10 protein-coding genes are annotated in these 14,879 nt (G+C 69.6%); 4 read left to right on the top strand and 6 right to left on the bottom strand.

Going from position 1 to position 14,879, the window contains the following annotated elements; translation table 11 throughout:
• Positions 1–32: 32 nt before the first annotated feature.
• Positions 33–761 carry a sugar isomerase domain-containing protein gene (locus BS329_RS32520; protein WP_076165697.1) on the top strand — a complete coding sequence of 243 codons (729 nt, stop codon included), beginning with the start codon at positions 33–35 and terminating at the stop codon, positions 759–761.
• Between the two features lie 108 nt (positions 762–869).
• Here the strand turns inward: BS329_RS32520 and BS329_RS32525 are convergent, their stop codons facing one another.
• Positions 870–2,735, bottom strand: coding sequence for an ABC transporter ATP-binding protein (locus BS329_RS32525; protein WP_076165699.1), 1,866 nt, complete (start codon positions 2,733–2,735; stop codon positions 870–872).
• Positions 2,736–2,880: 145 nt separating this feature from the next.
• Between BS329_RS32525 and BS329_RS32530 the strand changes: the two genes are divergently transcribed.
• On the top strand, positions 2,881–4,176 hold the full coding sequence (locus BS329_RS32530; protein WP_076165702.1) for a glycosyltransferase family 87 protein: 1,296 nt from the start codon (positions 2,881–2,883) through the stop codon (positions 4,174–4,176).
• Here the strand turns inward: BS329_RS32530 and BS329_RS32535 are convergent, their stop codons facing one another.
• From BS329_RS32535 to BS329_RS32555, 5 genes are all read right to left on the bottom strand, one after another.
• Positions 4,177–4,386 (bottom strand): helix-turn-helix domain-containing protein, encoded by a 210-nt coding sequence (locus BS329_RS32535; protein WP_003071237.1) that lies wholly within the window; start codon positions 4,384–4,386, stop codon positions 4,177–4,179.
• Between the two features lie 178 nt (positions 4,387–4,564).
• Positions 4,565–6,193, bottom strand: a complete 1,629-nt coding sequence (locus BS329_RS32540) for an ABC-F family ATP-binding cassette domain-containing protein (protein WP_076165705.1) — start codon at positions 6,191–6,193, stop codon at positions 4,565–4,567.
• Between the two features lie 144 nt (positions 6,194–6,337).
• Positions 6,338–7,006 carry an acVLRF1 family peptidyl-tRNA hydrolase gene (locus tag BS329_RS32545; protein ID WP_076165708.1) on the bottom strand — a complete coding sequence of 223 codons (669 nt, stop codon included), beginning with the start codon at positions 7,004–7,006 and terminating at the stop codon, positions 6,338–6,340.
• Positions 7,007–7,200: 194 nt separating this feature from the next.
• Positions 7,201–10,074, bottom strand: coding sequence for a S8 family serine peptidase (locus BS329_RS32550; protein WP_076165777.1), 2,874 nt, complete (start codon positions 10,072–10,074; stop codon positions 7,201–7,203).
• A 236-nt stretch (positions 10,075–10,310) separates the two neighbouring features.
• Entirely contained in the window at positions 10,311–11,873 is a 1,563-nt protein-coding gene (locus tag BS329_RS32555; RefSeq protein WP_076165711.1) for a deoxyguanosinetriphosphate triphosphohydrolase family protein, read from the bottom strand.
• A gap of 43 nt (positions 11,874–11,916) precedes the next feature.
• On the opposite strand from BS329_RS32555, the gene BS329_RS32560 reads away from it, so the two are divergent.
• A complete protein-coding gene (locus BS329_RS32560) occupies positions 11,917–13,044 on the top strand; it encodes a lycopene cyclase family protein (protein ID WP_076165713.1) in 1,128 nt (375 codons plus the stop codon).
• Positions 13,045–13,116: 72 nt separating this feature from the next.
• Positions 13,117–14,805: a GGDEF domain-containing protein gene (locus tag BS329_RS32565; protein ID WP_076165716.1), complete on the top strand. Its 1,689-nt coding sequence runs from the start codon at positions 13,117–13,119 to the stop codon at positions 14,803–14,805.
• Positions 14,806–14,879 lie beyond the last annotated feature (74 nt).

Below are 14,879 nucleotides of genomic sequence, written 5' to 3' on the forward strand. Positions count from 1 at the left end.
TTCGTCGCTGATCTCCAGACGGAAGGGCGGATGTGGTGAGCACCACCGAACGTTATGCAGACGTCGCCGAGCGGCTCGTGGAAGCCGAACGGGGCAACGCGGAGCAGATCCGGAAGTCGGCCGAGCTGATCCTGGGGGTCATCCGGGCCGACGCCCTGGTGTTCACCGCCGGAGCCGGGCACTCGCTGGCCGCGGTCGCCGAGACCTTCTACCGCGCGGGCGGACTCGCCTGCGTGTACCCGGTGTACCACCCCGAACTGCTGCCGCTGCACGGCGCGCAGCACAGCACCAAGACCGAGCGCCGCTCCGGGCTGGCCGAAGAGGTGCTGGCCGAGCGCGCACCGGGACCGGACGACCTGCTGGTGGTGTTCTCCACCTCGGGCGTCAACCCGTACCCGGTCGAACTGGCCGCCGGTGCGCGGGCGCGCGGGGCCTCGGTCATCGCGGTGAGCTCGGCGGCGTCCGTGGCCGCGGCGCCGAAGCGCGCGGCGACGACGTTGATCGAAGAAGCCAGCATCGTGCTGGACTCCCATGTCCGCCCCGGCGACTCGAGCTATCCGCCGGACGCGCCGCGGACCGCGCCACTGTCCACGGTGATCAACGCGTTCCTGTGGAACCTCGTGCTCGCGGAGGTCGTGGACCTCGGTGCGGCGCAGGGTGTCGACATCCCGCTGTGGCGCAGTTCCAACGTGGACGGCGGTGACGAGGCCAACGCCGCGCTGCTGGCCAAGTACGGCGCGCGGGTTCCGGCCCTCCGGTAGTCACGGTCCGCGGAAGATGGCGCTGGTGACGGCCGTCTTCACCTCCCGGTGGTCGTGAGTGGCGATTCGGTTTCCCATTCGAATCGCCACGCACGAACCACGCCAGGGTCACGCCGCCGCAGGTTCCTCCGAGAACTGCGTCAGGTACAGAGTCGCGTAGCGCCCGTCGCGCGCGAGAAGCTCTTCGTGCGTCCCTCGCTCGACGATCTCGCCGTGTTCCACGACCAGGATCTGGTCCGCCGCCCGTACCGTCGACAGCCGGTGCGCGATGACCAGCGCGGTCCGCCCCTCCAGTGCGTCGGTGAGCGCCTCGCCGACAGCCGCTTCCGACTGCGAGTCCAGATGCGCCGTCGCCTCGTCGAGGACGACGACCCTCGGCTGCGCCAGCAGGAGCCGGGCGATGGTCAGCCGCTGCCGTTCGCCGCCGGAGAGGCGGTAGCCCCGCTCCCCCACCACGGTCTCCAGCCCGTCCGGCAGCTCCCGGATCAGGTCGGCCAGCCGGGCGCGGTCCAGCGCCGACCAGATCTCGGCGTCGGTGACCCCGGGCCGCGCGTATTCGAGGTTCGCCCGGATCGTCTCGTGGAAGAGGTGCCCGTCCTGCGTCACCACACCGACGGTTTCCCGCAGTGCGGCGAAACTCAGCTCACGAACGTCCACATCGGACAGCCGGACGGAACCGGCGTCGACGTCGTAGAGGCGCGGCAGCAGGGAGGCGATCGTCGACTTGCCCGCGCCGGAAGAGCCGACCAGCGCCACCATCTGCCCGGGTTCGGCACGGAAGCTGATGCCGTGCAGCACCTCTTCGCCACCCCGGTGATCCAAAGTGGACACGTCCTCCAGCGACGCCAGCGAGTACCGGTCCGCCGCGGGGTAACCGAACCGGACTCCCGCGAACTCCACCGCGACCGGGCCTTCCGGCAGTGCACGCGGGGTCGGCTTCTCTTCGATCATCGGTTTCAGATCGAGCACCTCGAAGACCCGCTCGAACGACACCAGCGCGGTCATCACGTCCACCCGGACGTTCGCCAGCGCGGTCAGCGGCGAGTACAGCCTGGTCAGCAGCAACGCCAGCGCCACGACGGTGCCCGGCGCGAGCGCCCCGGTCAGCGCGAGGTAGCCGCCCAGCCCGTAGACCAGGGCCTGCGCGAGCGCGGAGACCGTGGTCAGGCTGGTCAGGAACCAGCGCGTCAGCATCGCCGTCCGCACCCCGATGTCCCGCACTCGCCCGGCCCGCGCGCCGAAGTCGCCCGCTTCCCGCTCCTGGTCGCCGAACAGCTTAACCAGCGTCGCGCCGGGCGCGGAGAACCGTTCGGTCATCTGCGTGGTCATCGACGCGTTGAGCTGCCCGGCTTCCCGTTGCAGCCCGGCCATTTTCCGGCCGAGCCGCCGCGTCGGCAGGATGAACACCGGCAGCAGCACCAGCGCCAGCAGGGTGACCTGCCAGGACAGCGTCATCATGACCACCAGCGACAGCGCCAGCTGGATCACGTTGGTGACCAAACCGGACAGTGTGGCGGTGAACGTGCGCTGCGCGCCGATGACGTCGTTGTTGAGCCTGCTCACCAGCGCACCGGTGCGAGTGCGGGTGAAGAACGCGACCGGCATCCGCTGGACGTGCCGGTACACCGCGACCCTCAGGTCGAGGATGATGCCCTCACCGATCCTCGACGACTGGGCCCGTTCGGCCAGCCCGAGTCCGGCGTCGATCAGCGCCAGCGCGGCGATCACCACGGCCAGCCACACCACCAGCGAGACGTCGTGGCCGCCGATGATCGCGTCGACCACCTTCCCGGCCAGCACCGGCGTGCTCACCGCCAGCACCGCCGAGATGACGGTGAGCGCCAGGAATATCAGCAACCTTCGCCAGTGCGGCCTGGCGAACCTCGCGACGCGGCGGAGCGTCCCCTTGTGCAGCCCTTTCGGAACATCGGCCGACTTCATCGCCGAGTTCATCAGCGTCCAGGTGTTGTCCATGATTCTCTCCTCGCCCCCAGCAAACCTCGATATTGGTCGAGATTTCTTCCGGATACAACCAGCACCAACACCGAAGAACACCGGATGCTTCCCGGTTTCCGCGTCCTCTTTTCAGCGGCCACGGCCACGTCGGTAGCCTGATCCGGTGACCAAGGACTCGCGACAGCTGACCATCGACTTGGTCTTCTACGCCGGCTGCCTGATCTTCGCCGGGCTGAACACGGCCGTCGCGGAGTTCTACGGATATCACGTGTGGGCTAATTTCGCTGTCGCAGGTTACGGCCTCGCGGTGGTCCACACCAGCTGGCTGATGGTGGCCGCCCGCCGCGGCAAGCGACCACCCGGCGCACTCGGCTCTCGGTGGGTGGGTATCGGGGCCATTGGACTGTTCGCGATGATCCTTCCCTTGGGAATGCTCGTCATTCGCCGTCTGACCGGAGTGGACTGGCTCGTCACGCCGAACTCGTGGGCCGCTCAGCCCGAGGTCTGGGTGATCGAGCGGTCGGCGAAACTCCTTCTGGAGCACGGAACCCCGTACGTCGACGTCACCGCGCTCGGTCGCGCGGCGGAAGTAAACGATTACACGCCATACGGTCCGGTGATGACCGTCTTCGGCCTGCCACGCGCGCTCTTCGGCGGCGGACCGGTCGCGAACGCCCTCACCGACGCGCGCTGGATGTTCGCGCTGGCCGCCGTCGCGTGCGTCCTGCTGACACTGCGGCTGCTGAAGTGGCCGAAAATCCCGGTGAGCGCCGCACAACTCGCGCTCGCGTGCCCGCTGACCGCATTGACCTGGGCGGTCGCCGGTCCGGATCTGGCCATCGTCGGCCTGCTGGTGCTTTCCGTCGCGTTGGCCACGACCGGCCGCACGATCCTGTCGGGTCTGGTGCTGGCGCTGGTGATCAGCGCGAAACTCATCGTCGCTCCCGCGGCGGTGGTACTGGGCGTCCTCCTGCTCACGCGGCGTGGCCCTCGCGCACTGGGCGGATACGCCGCGGCACTCCTGGTGACGACAGTGGTCCTGCACGTACCGGTGTATCTCGTGGACCCGAAGGCGTTCGTCGAGCACGTCTTCCGGTTCCCGCTGGGAATGGGCGTGATCAAGTCACCGGCGGCGAGCCCGTTGCCGGGGCACCTCATCGCCTCGCTCGGTCCCGTCGGCACGGCGGTTTCCTTCGCCCTGCTGGGGATCGCGGCCGTCGCGATCCTGGTCTGGCTGGTGCGCCGTCCTCCCACGACCGGTTCGGACGCACTCCTGCGCATCGCCGTCGGGCTCGGCGCGCTGATCCTGCTCACTCCGGCGACCAGGTACGGCTACCTGGTGTATCCGCTGGTCCTGCTCGGCGCCAGGCTGACCTTCGCCTCCAGCGAATCCCGCGAAACAGCGGTCCCTGGAAAGGGAACTGCGCCCCCCGCGCAGCAGTCCGCTACTTCTTCGTGACTACTTCTTCTTGACCCTGGTGGCACCGCCACGGCCACGCAACTGGACGCCGGACTCCGAGAGGACCCGGTGCACGAACCCGTACGAGCGGCCCGTGGACTCCGCGAGGGCGCGGATGCTCGAGCCCTTCTCGTATTTCTTCTTCAGGTCAGCGGCCAGCTTGTCACGCGTGTTGCCGGTGATCCGCGCGCCTTTCTTGAGATCAGCCACGTCGATCGCCTTCCCGCCGAGAGTGTTCTGGGCCACATTGCGGCCCCTGTCGCCGCAATGATCGAACACTGAGCGCCGGAATGCCAGACGACGAGCGCAAAACTGCTGAAACCGCGATCACATTGGGCCAATTCAGTGGCCGGATGGCATCGATCAAGCACCCGAATGGACGCACAGGTCACGCAAGCTGGACAAGTTCCAGATAATCGGCGGACCAATGGTCCTCGGTTCCGTCCGGCAGCAGGATCACGCGTTCCGGCTCCAGTGCCTCGACCGCGCCCGGGTCGTGCGTCACCAGGACGACGGCTCCGGCGAAGCTGCGCAAGGCGTCCAGGACCTGGGCGCGGCTGGCCGGGTCCAGGTTGTTCGTCGGCTCGTCGAGCAGCAAAACGTTGGCAGCGCTGGACACCAGACCGGCCAGGGCGAGCCTGGTCTTCTCGCCACCGGAGAGCGTGCTGGCGGGCTGATCGAGCTGCTCGCCGGTGAAGAGGAACGACCCGAGAAGGTTCCGCAACTCCTGCGCGCCCGTGTCCGGCGCGAGATGCCGGATATTTTCCCACACGGAAGCATCATGGTCGAGCGTTTCATGTTCCTGTGCGTAATAGCCCAAACGCAATCCGTGACCCGGAATGGTCTCGCCGGTATCCGGAGTTTCCATTCCGCCGAGCAGCCGGAGCAAAGTCGTCTTTCCGGCACCGTTCAATCCGAGTACGACGACCTTCGAACCGCGGTCGATGGCGAGGTCGACCCCGGTGAAGATCTCGAGCGAACCGTAGGACTTCGAAAGCCCTTCCGCGGTGAGCGGGGTCCGGCCGCACGGCGCGGGCTCGGGGAACTTGATCCGGGCGACCTTGTCGGCCTGGCGGGTGTCGTCGAGCGCGGAGAGCATCTGCTCGGCGCGGCGGGCCATGTTCTTGGCGGCCACCGCCTTCGTCGCCTTGGCACCGAGTTTCGCGGCCTGCTGCTGCAGTGTGGCCGCCTTCTTCTCGGCGTTCGCACGCTCGCGGCGGCGTCGCTTCTCGTCGGTGGCCCGCGCGTCGAGGTAGCGCTGCCAGCCCATGTTGTACAGGTCCAGTTCACTGCGGGTCGCGTCGAGGAACCACACCTTGTTGACCACGTCGCCGAGCAGTTCGACGTCGTGGCTGATCACCACGAGACCGCCGTCGTGCTGCTTGAGGAACCCGCGCAGCCAGTTGATGGAGTCGGCGTCGAGGTGGTTGGTGGGCTCGTCGAGCAGCAGGATCGTCTCGGATTTGCCGCCGGCACCGGCCTCGGCCGCGGCGAACAGGATCCTGGCCAGCTCCACGCGGCGGCGCTGACCACCTGAGAGGGTCTGCAACGTCTGCGCGAGCACCCGGTCGGCGAGACCGAGGTTGGAGCAGATCCGCGCGGCCTCGCTTTCGGCGGCGTAGCCACCGAGTGAGGCGAACCGCTCTTCGAGACGGCTGTAGCGGTTGATCGCCTTGTCGCGCTCCTTGTCGTCCACCAGCTCCGACATCGCGGTCTGCGCCTTTTCCATGTTGCGCATCAACGAGTCGAGGCCCCGGGCGGAGAGCACGCGGTCCTTCGCGGTGACGGACAGGTCGCCCTCACGCGGATCCTGCGGCAGGTAGCCGAGCTCACTGCTGCGGCGGACCTCGCCGGCGTGCGGCTCGCCCTCCCCCGCCAGCACCTTCAGCGAGGTGGTCTTGCCTGCACCGTTGCGGCCGACCAGGCCGATGCGGTCGCCCTGCTGGATGCGGACGTTGGTTTCGTCGAGCAGAATGCGCGAACCGGCGCGCAACTGCAGGCCAGAGGCCGTGATCACGGGAACTCCCGGTAAAAGGGGGTGGATGAGTGGACAGCTTCGACTCGCCTGCCGACGGGCAGGCGAGGAGCTCACTCCAAGAGGATGTCCACGCGATCAGTGTACGGGCCGCTGTCGAGCGAATTTATCCGACCGTGCCCGACGTCACGGCCCGGACAGGGTGATTTCGACCGCGACCGCGCGTTCGGCGGCGTCGTCGAGCACCGTGCGGCGTGGTTCGGCGATGTCGAGGACGCGGGGTTCCGCACGATCGAACAACGGCGCCAGCCGCCGGTCCTCACGCAGTGTTTCCAAAGCGCGGCGGTCACCGCCGAGCACGACAGCGTCCACTTCGGACAGTTGCGGCACGAGTACTTCGAACGCGTCCTCGGCGGCGGACCGAAGCGCGACGCGCGCCTGCCCCTCCCTGCGCCGCGCGAACCGCTGCTGCGACCAGCCACCCGCCGCGGACCGGCCCTGCACGAGATGCCGGTCGGTCCTGGACTGGACGATCACTCTCCCGCGCGCGATCCCGACGCTGTGCCCACCGCGGCGCACCAGCAGGAGCGCGATCCTCCGCGAGATCAGCGCGTGCTCGACGAGCGGGGCGACGGCGAGTCCGTCCACGGTTCCTTCCCGGCCCAGTGGTCCGAAAGGGACGGTCGCGACGGCGACGACTCCGTTGTGCGCGGTGACCGTGACGGTGTCGGGGCTCAGCTCGGTCTCGCGGACACCTTCGTTACGGACGACGAAGCGGGCGTACCAGCCTTCGAGGCGGTCCGGGGCGACTTCGACCGCCCTGCCGCCTCCGGCTACCTGCCGCTCCCTCGCCATGCGCTCAACCTACGGTGCTGTTTCGCGGCGACACCAGTAACGCGACCGTGTCGCGAAAGCCACTTTCGAGACATGAGGTGTCGCGAACGTGGCTTTCGCGACACACCCTCGCACTGGCAAGGCCCCGCATGCGTGTGAAGGCCCCCTTCCGGTACCTAGGCGCAAGGAAGGGGGCCTTCATGTACTTGTGCGGGCTAGACCGGCTTCACCGGACCGCGCCCGACCGACTTCCCGACGCTCGCGGGCCGCTCAGCCACTCCGGGCTGAACGAAACCGTTGACGTGCAAGGAAATCGAGCGGATCGACCCGGTGTCGCCACCGGCGACGTCCACCGCGGTGAACTTCCAGGTGCCGTCGGCCGCCGTACCGGTGGTCAGGCCGCCGAGCGGCTGCACCGGCTTGTAGGTGCCGCTGAACGGCGCGTCCCCCGCGGGCGCCGAGCTGAACAGCGCCGCCGCGGTGTCGGCGAAGACGACCTGGCACAGGTTGTTGCCCGAGCCGCCGCCGCGCTGGAACACGGTCGCCTTGGCGCCCGAAGGCGAGGTCAGCGTGCCGACCAGGTCACCGGCGTACGAGTGGTTGATGCCCACCGTCGTCGACGTCTGGTCGGTGTTGCACGTGGCCCCGTCCACCGAGAACGTCAGCTTCGACGCGCGCCCGACACCGCTGACCGTGATCGGCACGGTCACGCCGGTCGGGTCGCTGTCCGGGATGGCCACGGCGTCACCGGCGTAGACGAAGTTCCGCGTCACCGGCGACGGGGTGCCGACCGGCAGCGAGAACGTCGACGTGCTCGGCGAGAACGAACCCGCGAAGGTCACGCGAGCGTTCAGCACCACCGGCACACCCGGTTCCTGTGTGGTGGGAACGGTGATGGTGAAGTCGTTCACGCCGGTCTGTCCCGGGCTGATCGCGCCGTACGACTTCGACCGCGGCGCCACCGTGACACCGGGGGTCGGGCTGGTGAGCACGACGCTGGTCGAATTCGCGGTACCGTCGCCCCGGTTGGTCACCGGCAAGGTCACCTTGGCGGTGTCGCCCGGGTCGAGCGCGGAACCGCCGTCGGCCGGGGTGACCGTCGGACGGCCCGCGGTCGCGAGCGGCTGCGGGCTGGCACCGGTGTAGGCGAGCACCTTGTCGGCGAGGATGACTCCGGCGCCGCTGGAGTTGTCGCGGCCGGGGCTCAGGATGTCGACGGCGGTGGTGATCAGCGCCTCGCGCACGTCGGCCGGGGGCAGCCCCGGGTTTCCCGAGAGCACCAGGCCCGCGATCGCGGCGGCGTGCGGCGCGGCGGCCGACGTGCCGTAGAACGTGGTGAAGCCGGTGACGCTGGTGGAGACGCCGTCGGCCGCGGTGATGTCCGGCTTGGCGCGGACCTCACCGCCGGTCCCGGACACGTTCCCCGGGGTGATCGGGGTGCCGTCGGCCTGGTAGAACACCCGCCGCGGACCGTCCGAAGTGAACCGTTCGACCTTCGTGGCCGCGCCGAACGCGCCGGGGAACGGGCCGGCCGGGTTGGCCGGGTCGCCCGGTTCGAGGGCACGCGGGAACGCCTTGGCCGCCGGGGCCGCCGCGACGCTGAACGCGTCCCGCGCGGCCGAGTGGCCCACGGTCACGCCGGGACTGGTGTAGGCCTTGAGACCGTCGGCCGAATCGGTGAACCGGCCGCGCAGCGCGGAAAGCGACAGGTAGCGACCCTCACCGGAGAACTTGACGATCGCCAGCCGGAGCCCGGCGGCACCCGTGGTGTCCACCCGCTCGTAGGCGTCCTGGGTCCCGGTCTGGTTGTCCTGGCTGAAGTCCACGACGTTGCCCGCCGCGTTCAGCAGGTACAGGTCGTAGTCGTTGTTCGACCGGCCCAGCGGGTCCGACCAGAACAGCGTGACCGGCACGGCGCCGGACGAGTTCGAGATCGGCTCGAAGATCTGGTTGCCCGCGGCGCCGGCGAAGTTGTGCGCGGTGCCGGCGAACTTGCCGACGCTCTTGCCGGAGTCGACGAAGTCGCCTTCCCAGTGGCCCGAGGTTCCGTCGGCGACGTTGCCCTCGTTACCGGCCGAGGAGAAGTACAGCGCGCCGTTGGCGGTCACGTCGTTCACGGCCTGGGCGATGATCCAGTCCTGGAACGGCGATTCCTTGAAGTACAGGACATCGTCGACGATGACGTCGCAGTGCGCGTCGAAGCGCAGCTTGCGGATGTTGTCGGCGAAACTGGCGTCGGAGTTGAAGGCGCTGGCGAAACCGAGCGACGCGTTCGGCGCGAGATCGTGGATGATCTCGAGCATCGCGGTGCCTTCGTCACCGTCGCCCTCCTGGCCGGGGATCACGTCGACGCCCGCCGGGAGTTCGCCGCGCGCCTGCGAGGTCGCGAGCGAATCGATGCCGTCGGACAGCGCGCAGATCTTGGTGCCCACCCCGGTGACGCCGAACTGCTGGCGCGCGGTGTCCGCGTTGTGCGCGCGGTCGCCTTCGCTGTTGATCGGCCCGGCGGCGATGCCGGCCTGTCCCTTGGCCTCGACGGCCTTCTTCAGCTCGGCCGCGATCCGGTCGGCCTTCTCCTGCTTGCTCTCCCGTTTGCCCGCGACGGCGGGTTCGGCGAGCTGCCGGGCGGTGAACGCCTCGTTGGCGGCTTCGACCTTCTTGACGTCGGCACGGCCCGCGATCGCCAGGACCGCGTTCAGCGGTACCTCGGCGCGAACACTGCCGTACCGCTGCGAGACCGCGCGAATCCCCGCACCGGATTCACGAAGTCCCTTCAGGAGTTCTTCCGAGACCTGGCCCCGGATGTCCACGAGCACGGTGCCGGCCGCGGAGACATTCGCCCCAGACCCCAGTGCGGGAACCGCGGAGGCCGACATGCGCTGAGCGCGGAGTTTTTGTTCGACGAGCAACCGGCTGTCCACTTTGGACTCACCGCTGTTCTGGCTCTTCTTGATCGATTGCAAGGCCTCGATCTGCCGGACCGTGTTCTCCGACAACGCGTCCGGGGATTGGCCGGTTTCCGCCGCCGCGACAGGCGGGCCGACCAGGCCGAGCGCGGTGACGAGCACCGCGGCGCCCGCGGTCAGGATCGTTCTTCTTCTTCTGTTAGAACGGGTTGGACGCACGTGCGCCTCCGATTCCTGGGCGCGTGCCCCGACTCACGCTGACCAATGCCGGCGATCACCGGCTGGATCAAGCTAAGTACCGCACGTGCACAGTGGGGAGAGGCCGTTCGAGTGACGTCAGCAGGGGAATTTCCGTTTCGGCCGCAAAAGGTAGGCCGATCAGCGTAATCGTGTGGTCACGGCGTGCTCGGGGACCGGCCTCAAAGGACGAATGAGTCCGACCAAGGCTGCGAAGCGCGACCGGACAAGCCGTCCAAAAGGGTCACCGCCTGTTTGTCCGTCAGCGAAGCCACGAAATCGACCACCGCCCGGCCGCGCGCGAGCCCGCGCAGGGCGTCGGCACCGGTGACCGGCTCCCCTGTCGCGCCGACGAGCAGTTCCGGCGCCGTCCGCGCGAGGTCGTTGAACTCCGACCGCGCCAGCTCCATGAGATCGTGCAGCCGCCGCGGGAGCCGGTAGAACTCGTCACGGTCGAGCAGCCACGCGTCGAGCGCGTCGACCAAAGTGGTCACCAGGCTCGCCTGTCCGCGCTGGTGCAGCGCCAGTTCCGGGCGCAGTAGCACGAACCGCCGGTGCACGAATTTCAGCACCTGCACCTCGTGCCACTGCGCGGGCCGCAGCGTGAGATGCCCGGTCCGGGTCGAGGGCGACGGCACCACCTGCACGCCGTCGACGAGCCGCGCGGTCCACTTCGAGGAGAAGGCGGCGGTGGCCTGCTCGGCTTCGATGGAACCGTCGAAACCGGTGGCGAGCAGACCGTCGACGAGTTCGGCGCGGACACGGGCGACAGCGCTGGTGAAGGCGTCGTCGTCGACGATCCAGCCGTCCTTGGCGTGCATCCGGCGGCGCAGGCGTTCCAGCGAACGGCCAGGAAGCCTCCGTTCGGCGGTCAGCGTCGCGTCGTCCAGCCCGGCCAGAACCACCGCGTGATCGACCCAGCCGGTGAACTCGGCCGCGACCGGCGCGTGCTGCAGAACGCCGATCCGGTGGAAGTCCTGGAGGTCGTGAATGGCGTACGCGATGTCGTCGGCAGTGTCCATCACGGACGCTTCGACGGTCTGCTGCCACGGCTCGATACGTCCCTCGAAGGGCGCCCGCGCCTGGGTGAAGTCGTCGAGTTCGGTGCTGTAGGCGGAAAACTTGCTCGCGCCGGTGCCGGGCGCGTCGGCCGGTTCGGCCGCGCCGCGCGGCTGGACGTCCATCGACGTCGGATGCGGGTCGGGAACGTGCAGCCGCGCCCACGGGTACTTCAGCACCGCGGCGCGCACCGCCGTGGTGAGGTCGAGCCCGGACGCGGACGGCCCGCGGACGTCGGTCGTCGTGATGATCCGGAACGACTGCGCGTTGCCTTCGAAACCGTCGGCGAGGCCGAACCGGTGCCGGGCGATCCGGTCGAGGGTCTGCTCCCCCAGGTGCCCGAACGGCGGATGTCCCAGATCGTGCGCGAGTGCGGCGGCCTCGGCGACGTCCGGGTCGCAGCCGCCCAGTTTCGCGGCGAGTTCGGCGGAGTCGCTGCTCGCGTTGATCCGCTCGGCGATCGCGCGGGCGACCTGCGCGACCTTGAGGCTGTGCGTGAGCCGGTTGTGCAGCAGTCCGGCGCCCCCGGCGCTGACCACCTGGGTCACTCCGCCGAGCCGGGCGAAGAACGGCGACGCCGCGATCCGGTCCCGGTCGATCCGGAACGGGCTCGTGGCGAGGTCGCTGAACCCGGCGCTCTCACTCTCCGGGTCTCGCCGCCACGCCCTCGGGTCCGTCTGTTCCATGCGTCACACCGTATCCGTCGCGGTGCCGTGATGAGATGCCCAGGTGGCGGACATGGTGATCGCGGGCGGCGGCCCGGCGGGGCGCGCGCTCGCGCGTGCCTGCGCGCGACGCGGCCTGACGACGGTCCTGGTCGACCCGGCGCCGGGCAGGCGCTGGCGGGCGACCTACGGACTGTGGGCCGACGAGCTGCCGTCGCTGCCCGAGAGCGCCGTCGCCTGCGCGCCGTCGACGACACTCGCTTTCGGGACCGGCCCGCACGTCCTCGACCGGCAGTACCTCGTGGTGGACAACGCCGGTCTGCGCGACTGGCTGACCGGCGGCTACGACGTCGTCGCCGGGACGGTGTCCGGTGTCGATCACGGCCGGCACGGCTCGTCGGTGCGCCTGGAAGACGGACGGGTCCTCGCGGCTGGCCTGTACATCGACGCCACGGGTGCCCGGCCCCGGGGAAACCGGTACGAACAGACGGCGTTCGGCGCCGTCCTCCCCGCCGAGGACGCGCTCCGGCTGGCCGGTGGCCCGGACACCGCCGTGTTCATGGACTGGCGCGGCGGCGAAGGGGGCTTCCTGTACGTGCTGCCGCTCGGCGACGGCACCGTCCTGGTCGAGGAGACCTCGCTGGCCGGCAGGCCCGGTCTGGCCATCGACGTCCTGGCGGCACGGCTGCGAGCCCGCCTGGCGGCCGCCGGACTGACGTTACGCGGGCGCGAAGAACGAGTCCGGATCGTGCTCGACGTGCCGGTGCCCCGGCGCGGCGCGGCGGTGCCGTTCGGGGCGTCCGCCGGGCTGGTGCATCCGGCGACCGGGTACAGCGTGGCGACGTCGGTGCGGCTCGCGGATCCGGTCGCCGACGCCGTCGCCCGGTCCTGGGAGCGAGGGCCCGCGGAAGCCGCGTCAGCCGCTCACCGGGCGCTGTGGCCGTCCTCGGCCCGCATCGTGCACGGGTTGCGGCGGCACGGGCTGCGGGCGTTGTGCGGGATGCCGCCCGAACTGGTCCCGGTGTTCTTCGAGCTGTTTTTCACCTTGCCCACTGGACTCCAACGGGCTTTCACGTCCGGTCACGACGATGTTTCGGGTACCGCCGAAGCGATGTCGGCACTTTTCCGAATAGCGCCATGGCGAGTAAAGAAACACCTGATCGGGTGGCATGCACTACGCCGTTCTAGGTAACCCTGGTGCCTTGACGATGAACATCAGTTGACACGTGTTTCGTTTCCCGACATCTCCAGCGAACATTCGTTTGTGACGTTGCAGATCGCGGTCCGCTTCGCTTACCAGCCGTTGTACAGCCTGCACACCGGTGGCGTCGTCGCGTTCGAAGCCCTGGCACGGCCGGGCCGCGGCACCGCCCACGAACTGCTCGCCGACGCCCGGCGCAGCGGCAGGCTGGCCGAGGTCGACATCGGCCTGGCCGCCGAAGCCGTCCGTCAGCAGAACGAACCGCAGACCACGCTTCCCCTGCACCTGAACCTGTCCGCGCGGACGCTGGCCGCGCCGCCGTCGCGGTTCGAGCCGCTGACCGACGCGCTCGGCCTGTCCGGCCGCCGGACGAGGGACGTCGTGCTGGAGATCGGACCGCCCTTCTCCCAGGTACCCGCCGACCAGCTGCTCAGCGGAATGCGGCGGCTCACCGAGCTCGGCTTCCGGCTCGCCCTCGACGGCCTCGGCCGCGGCGACCTCCCGCTCACGCTGCTCGCCTCGGCGCCGATCGACCTGGTGAAACTGGACCGCAGCGTGCTACGCGGCCTGCCGCACGACCCAGCCGCCGTCGCGGTGGTCGAGTCGGTGCTGCATTTCGCGTCGCGGACGGACAACCGGCTGGTCGCCACCGGGCTCGAAACCACCGAACAGCTGGAGTCCGCGCGCAAACTCGGCGTGCGGATCGCGCAGGGCAACCTGCTCGCGCCGCCGGACGGCAACCACGCGCCACTGCCCGCACCGGACGCGCCCGGCCCGTTCATCCCCGGCACCGCCCGCGCGCGCCGCGTCGGGGACTTCCTCCGGCCCGCGACCACGCTGCCGGAAGACGCGACGTGCGACGACGTGCGCGAGGTGCTGGCCGCCGCCGACGGGCCGAGCGGCATCGTCGGCATCGACGACCGGCACCGTCCACAGTGGTCGATCGACCGGACGCGGTTCCTGGTCGCGGTGACCGGGTTGTACGGGCACGCCCTGCACGCCAAACGGCCCGCGTCGCGGCTCGCCGACCAGCCGCACACGATCCACGTCGACGCGAGCGCGCTGGAGTTCCTCGAACTGGTCACCGACGCGGATTGGAGCCGGACCGGTGACGACGTCGTGGTGGTCGACGACCGCGGCCGCTGCCTCGGCGTGGTGCTGGTAAACGAGGTCGTCCGCGGGGTCGCGGAGGCGAAGGTCGAGGAAGCCGTCTCCCTCAGCCCGCTGACCCGGCTGCCCGGCAGCGACGCCGTCGCCAGGGACGTCGACCGCCGGATCAACGCGCGGGAACCGTTCGTCGCGGCCTGGCTGGACGTCGACTCGTTCAAGACGGTCAACGACACCGCCGGGTTCGCCGCGGGCGACGACCTGATCCGCACGCTCGGCCGGACGCTCACCGACCTGGAGTCCCGGCTGCGCCGGATGCGGGTCAGTCACGTGGGCGGGGACGACTTCCTGATCGCCTGCGACGTCGACGAGATCGGCACGGTCGCCGCCGCGCTGCTGGACACGCCGTGGTCGGCCGACGGGCTGCCGGTGACGGTGTCGCTCGCGACCTTGGTGTGCGGGAACGGCGCGATCCGGTCCTACAAGGACGCTTCACGGCTCTTGGCGCCGTTGAAGAAGCGCGCCAAGGAGGTTCCCGGGTCGAGCTGGGTGCTCGGGCGGCCGGGTTCGGAACGCGTCGAGGTCCTGCGCGGGGTCACGACCCGCGGTGGTCTCCCCGCCCAACGCGCCGCCGCCGGCTTCTGACCCACTCCCCCTCCCGCGTTTCGTCCTCTAGTTGCGGTAGTTGGTAGCGCGAACTACCGCAACTAGAGGACGAA

Origin of the sequence: Amycolatopsis coloradensis (genome assembly GCF_001953865.1) — a bacterium.
In the GTDB taxonomy this organism is placed as follows: Bacteria; Actinomycetota; Actinomycetes; order Mycobacteriales; family Pseudonocardiaceae; genus Amycolatopsis; species Amycolatopsis coloradensis.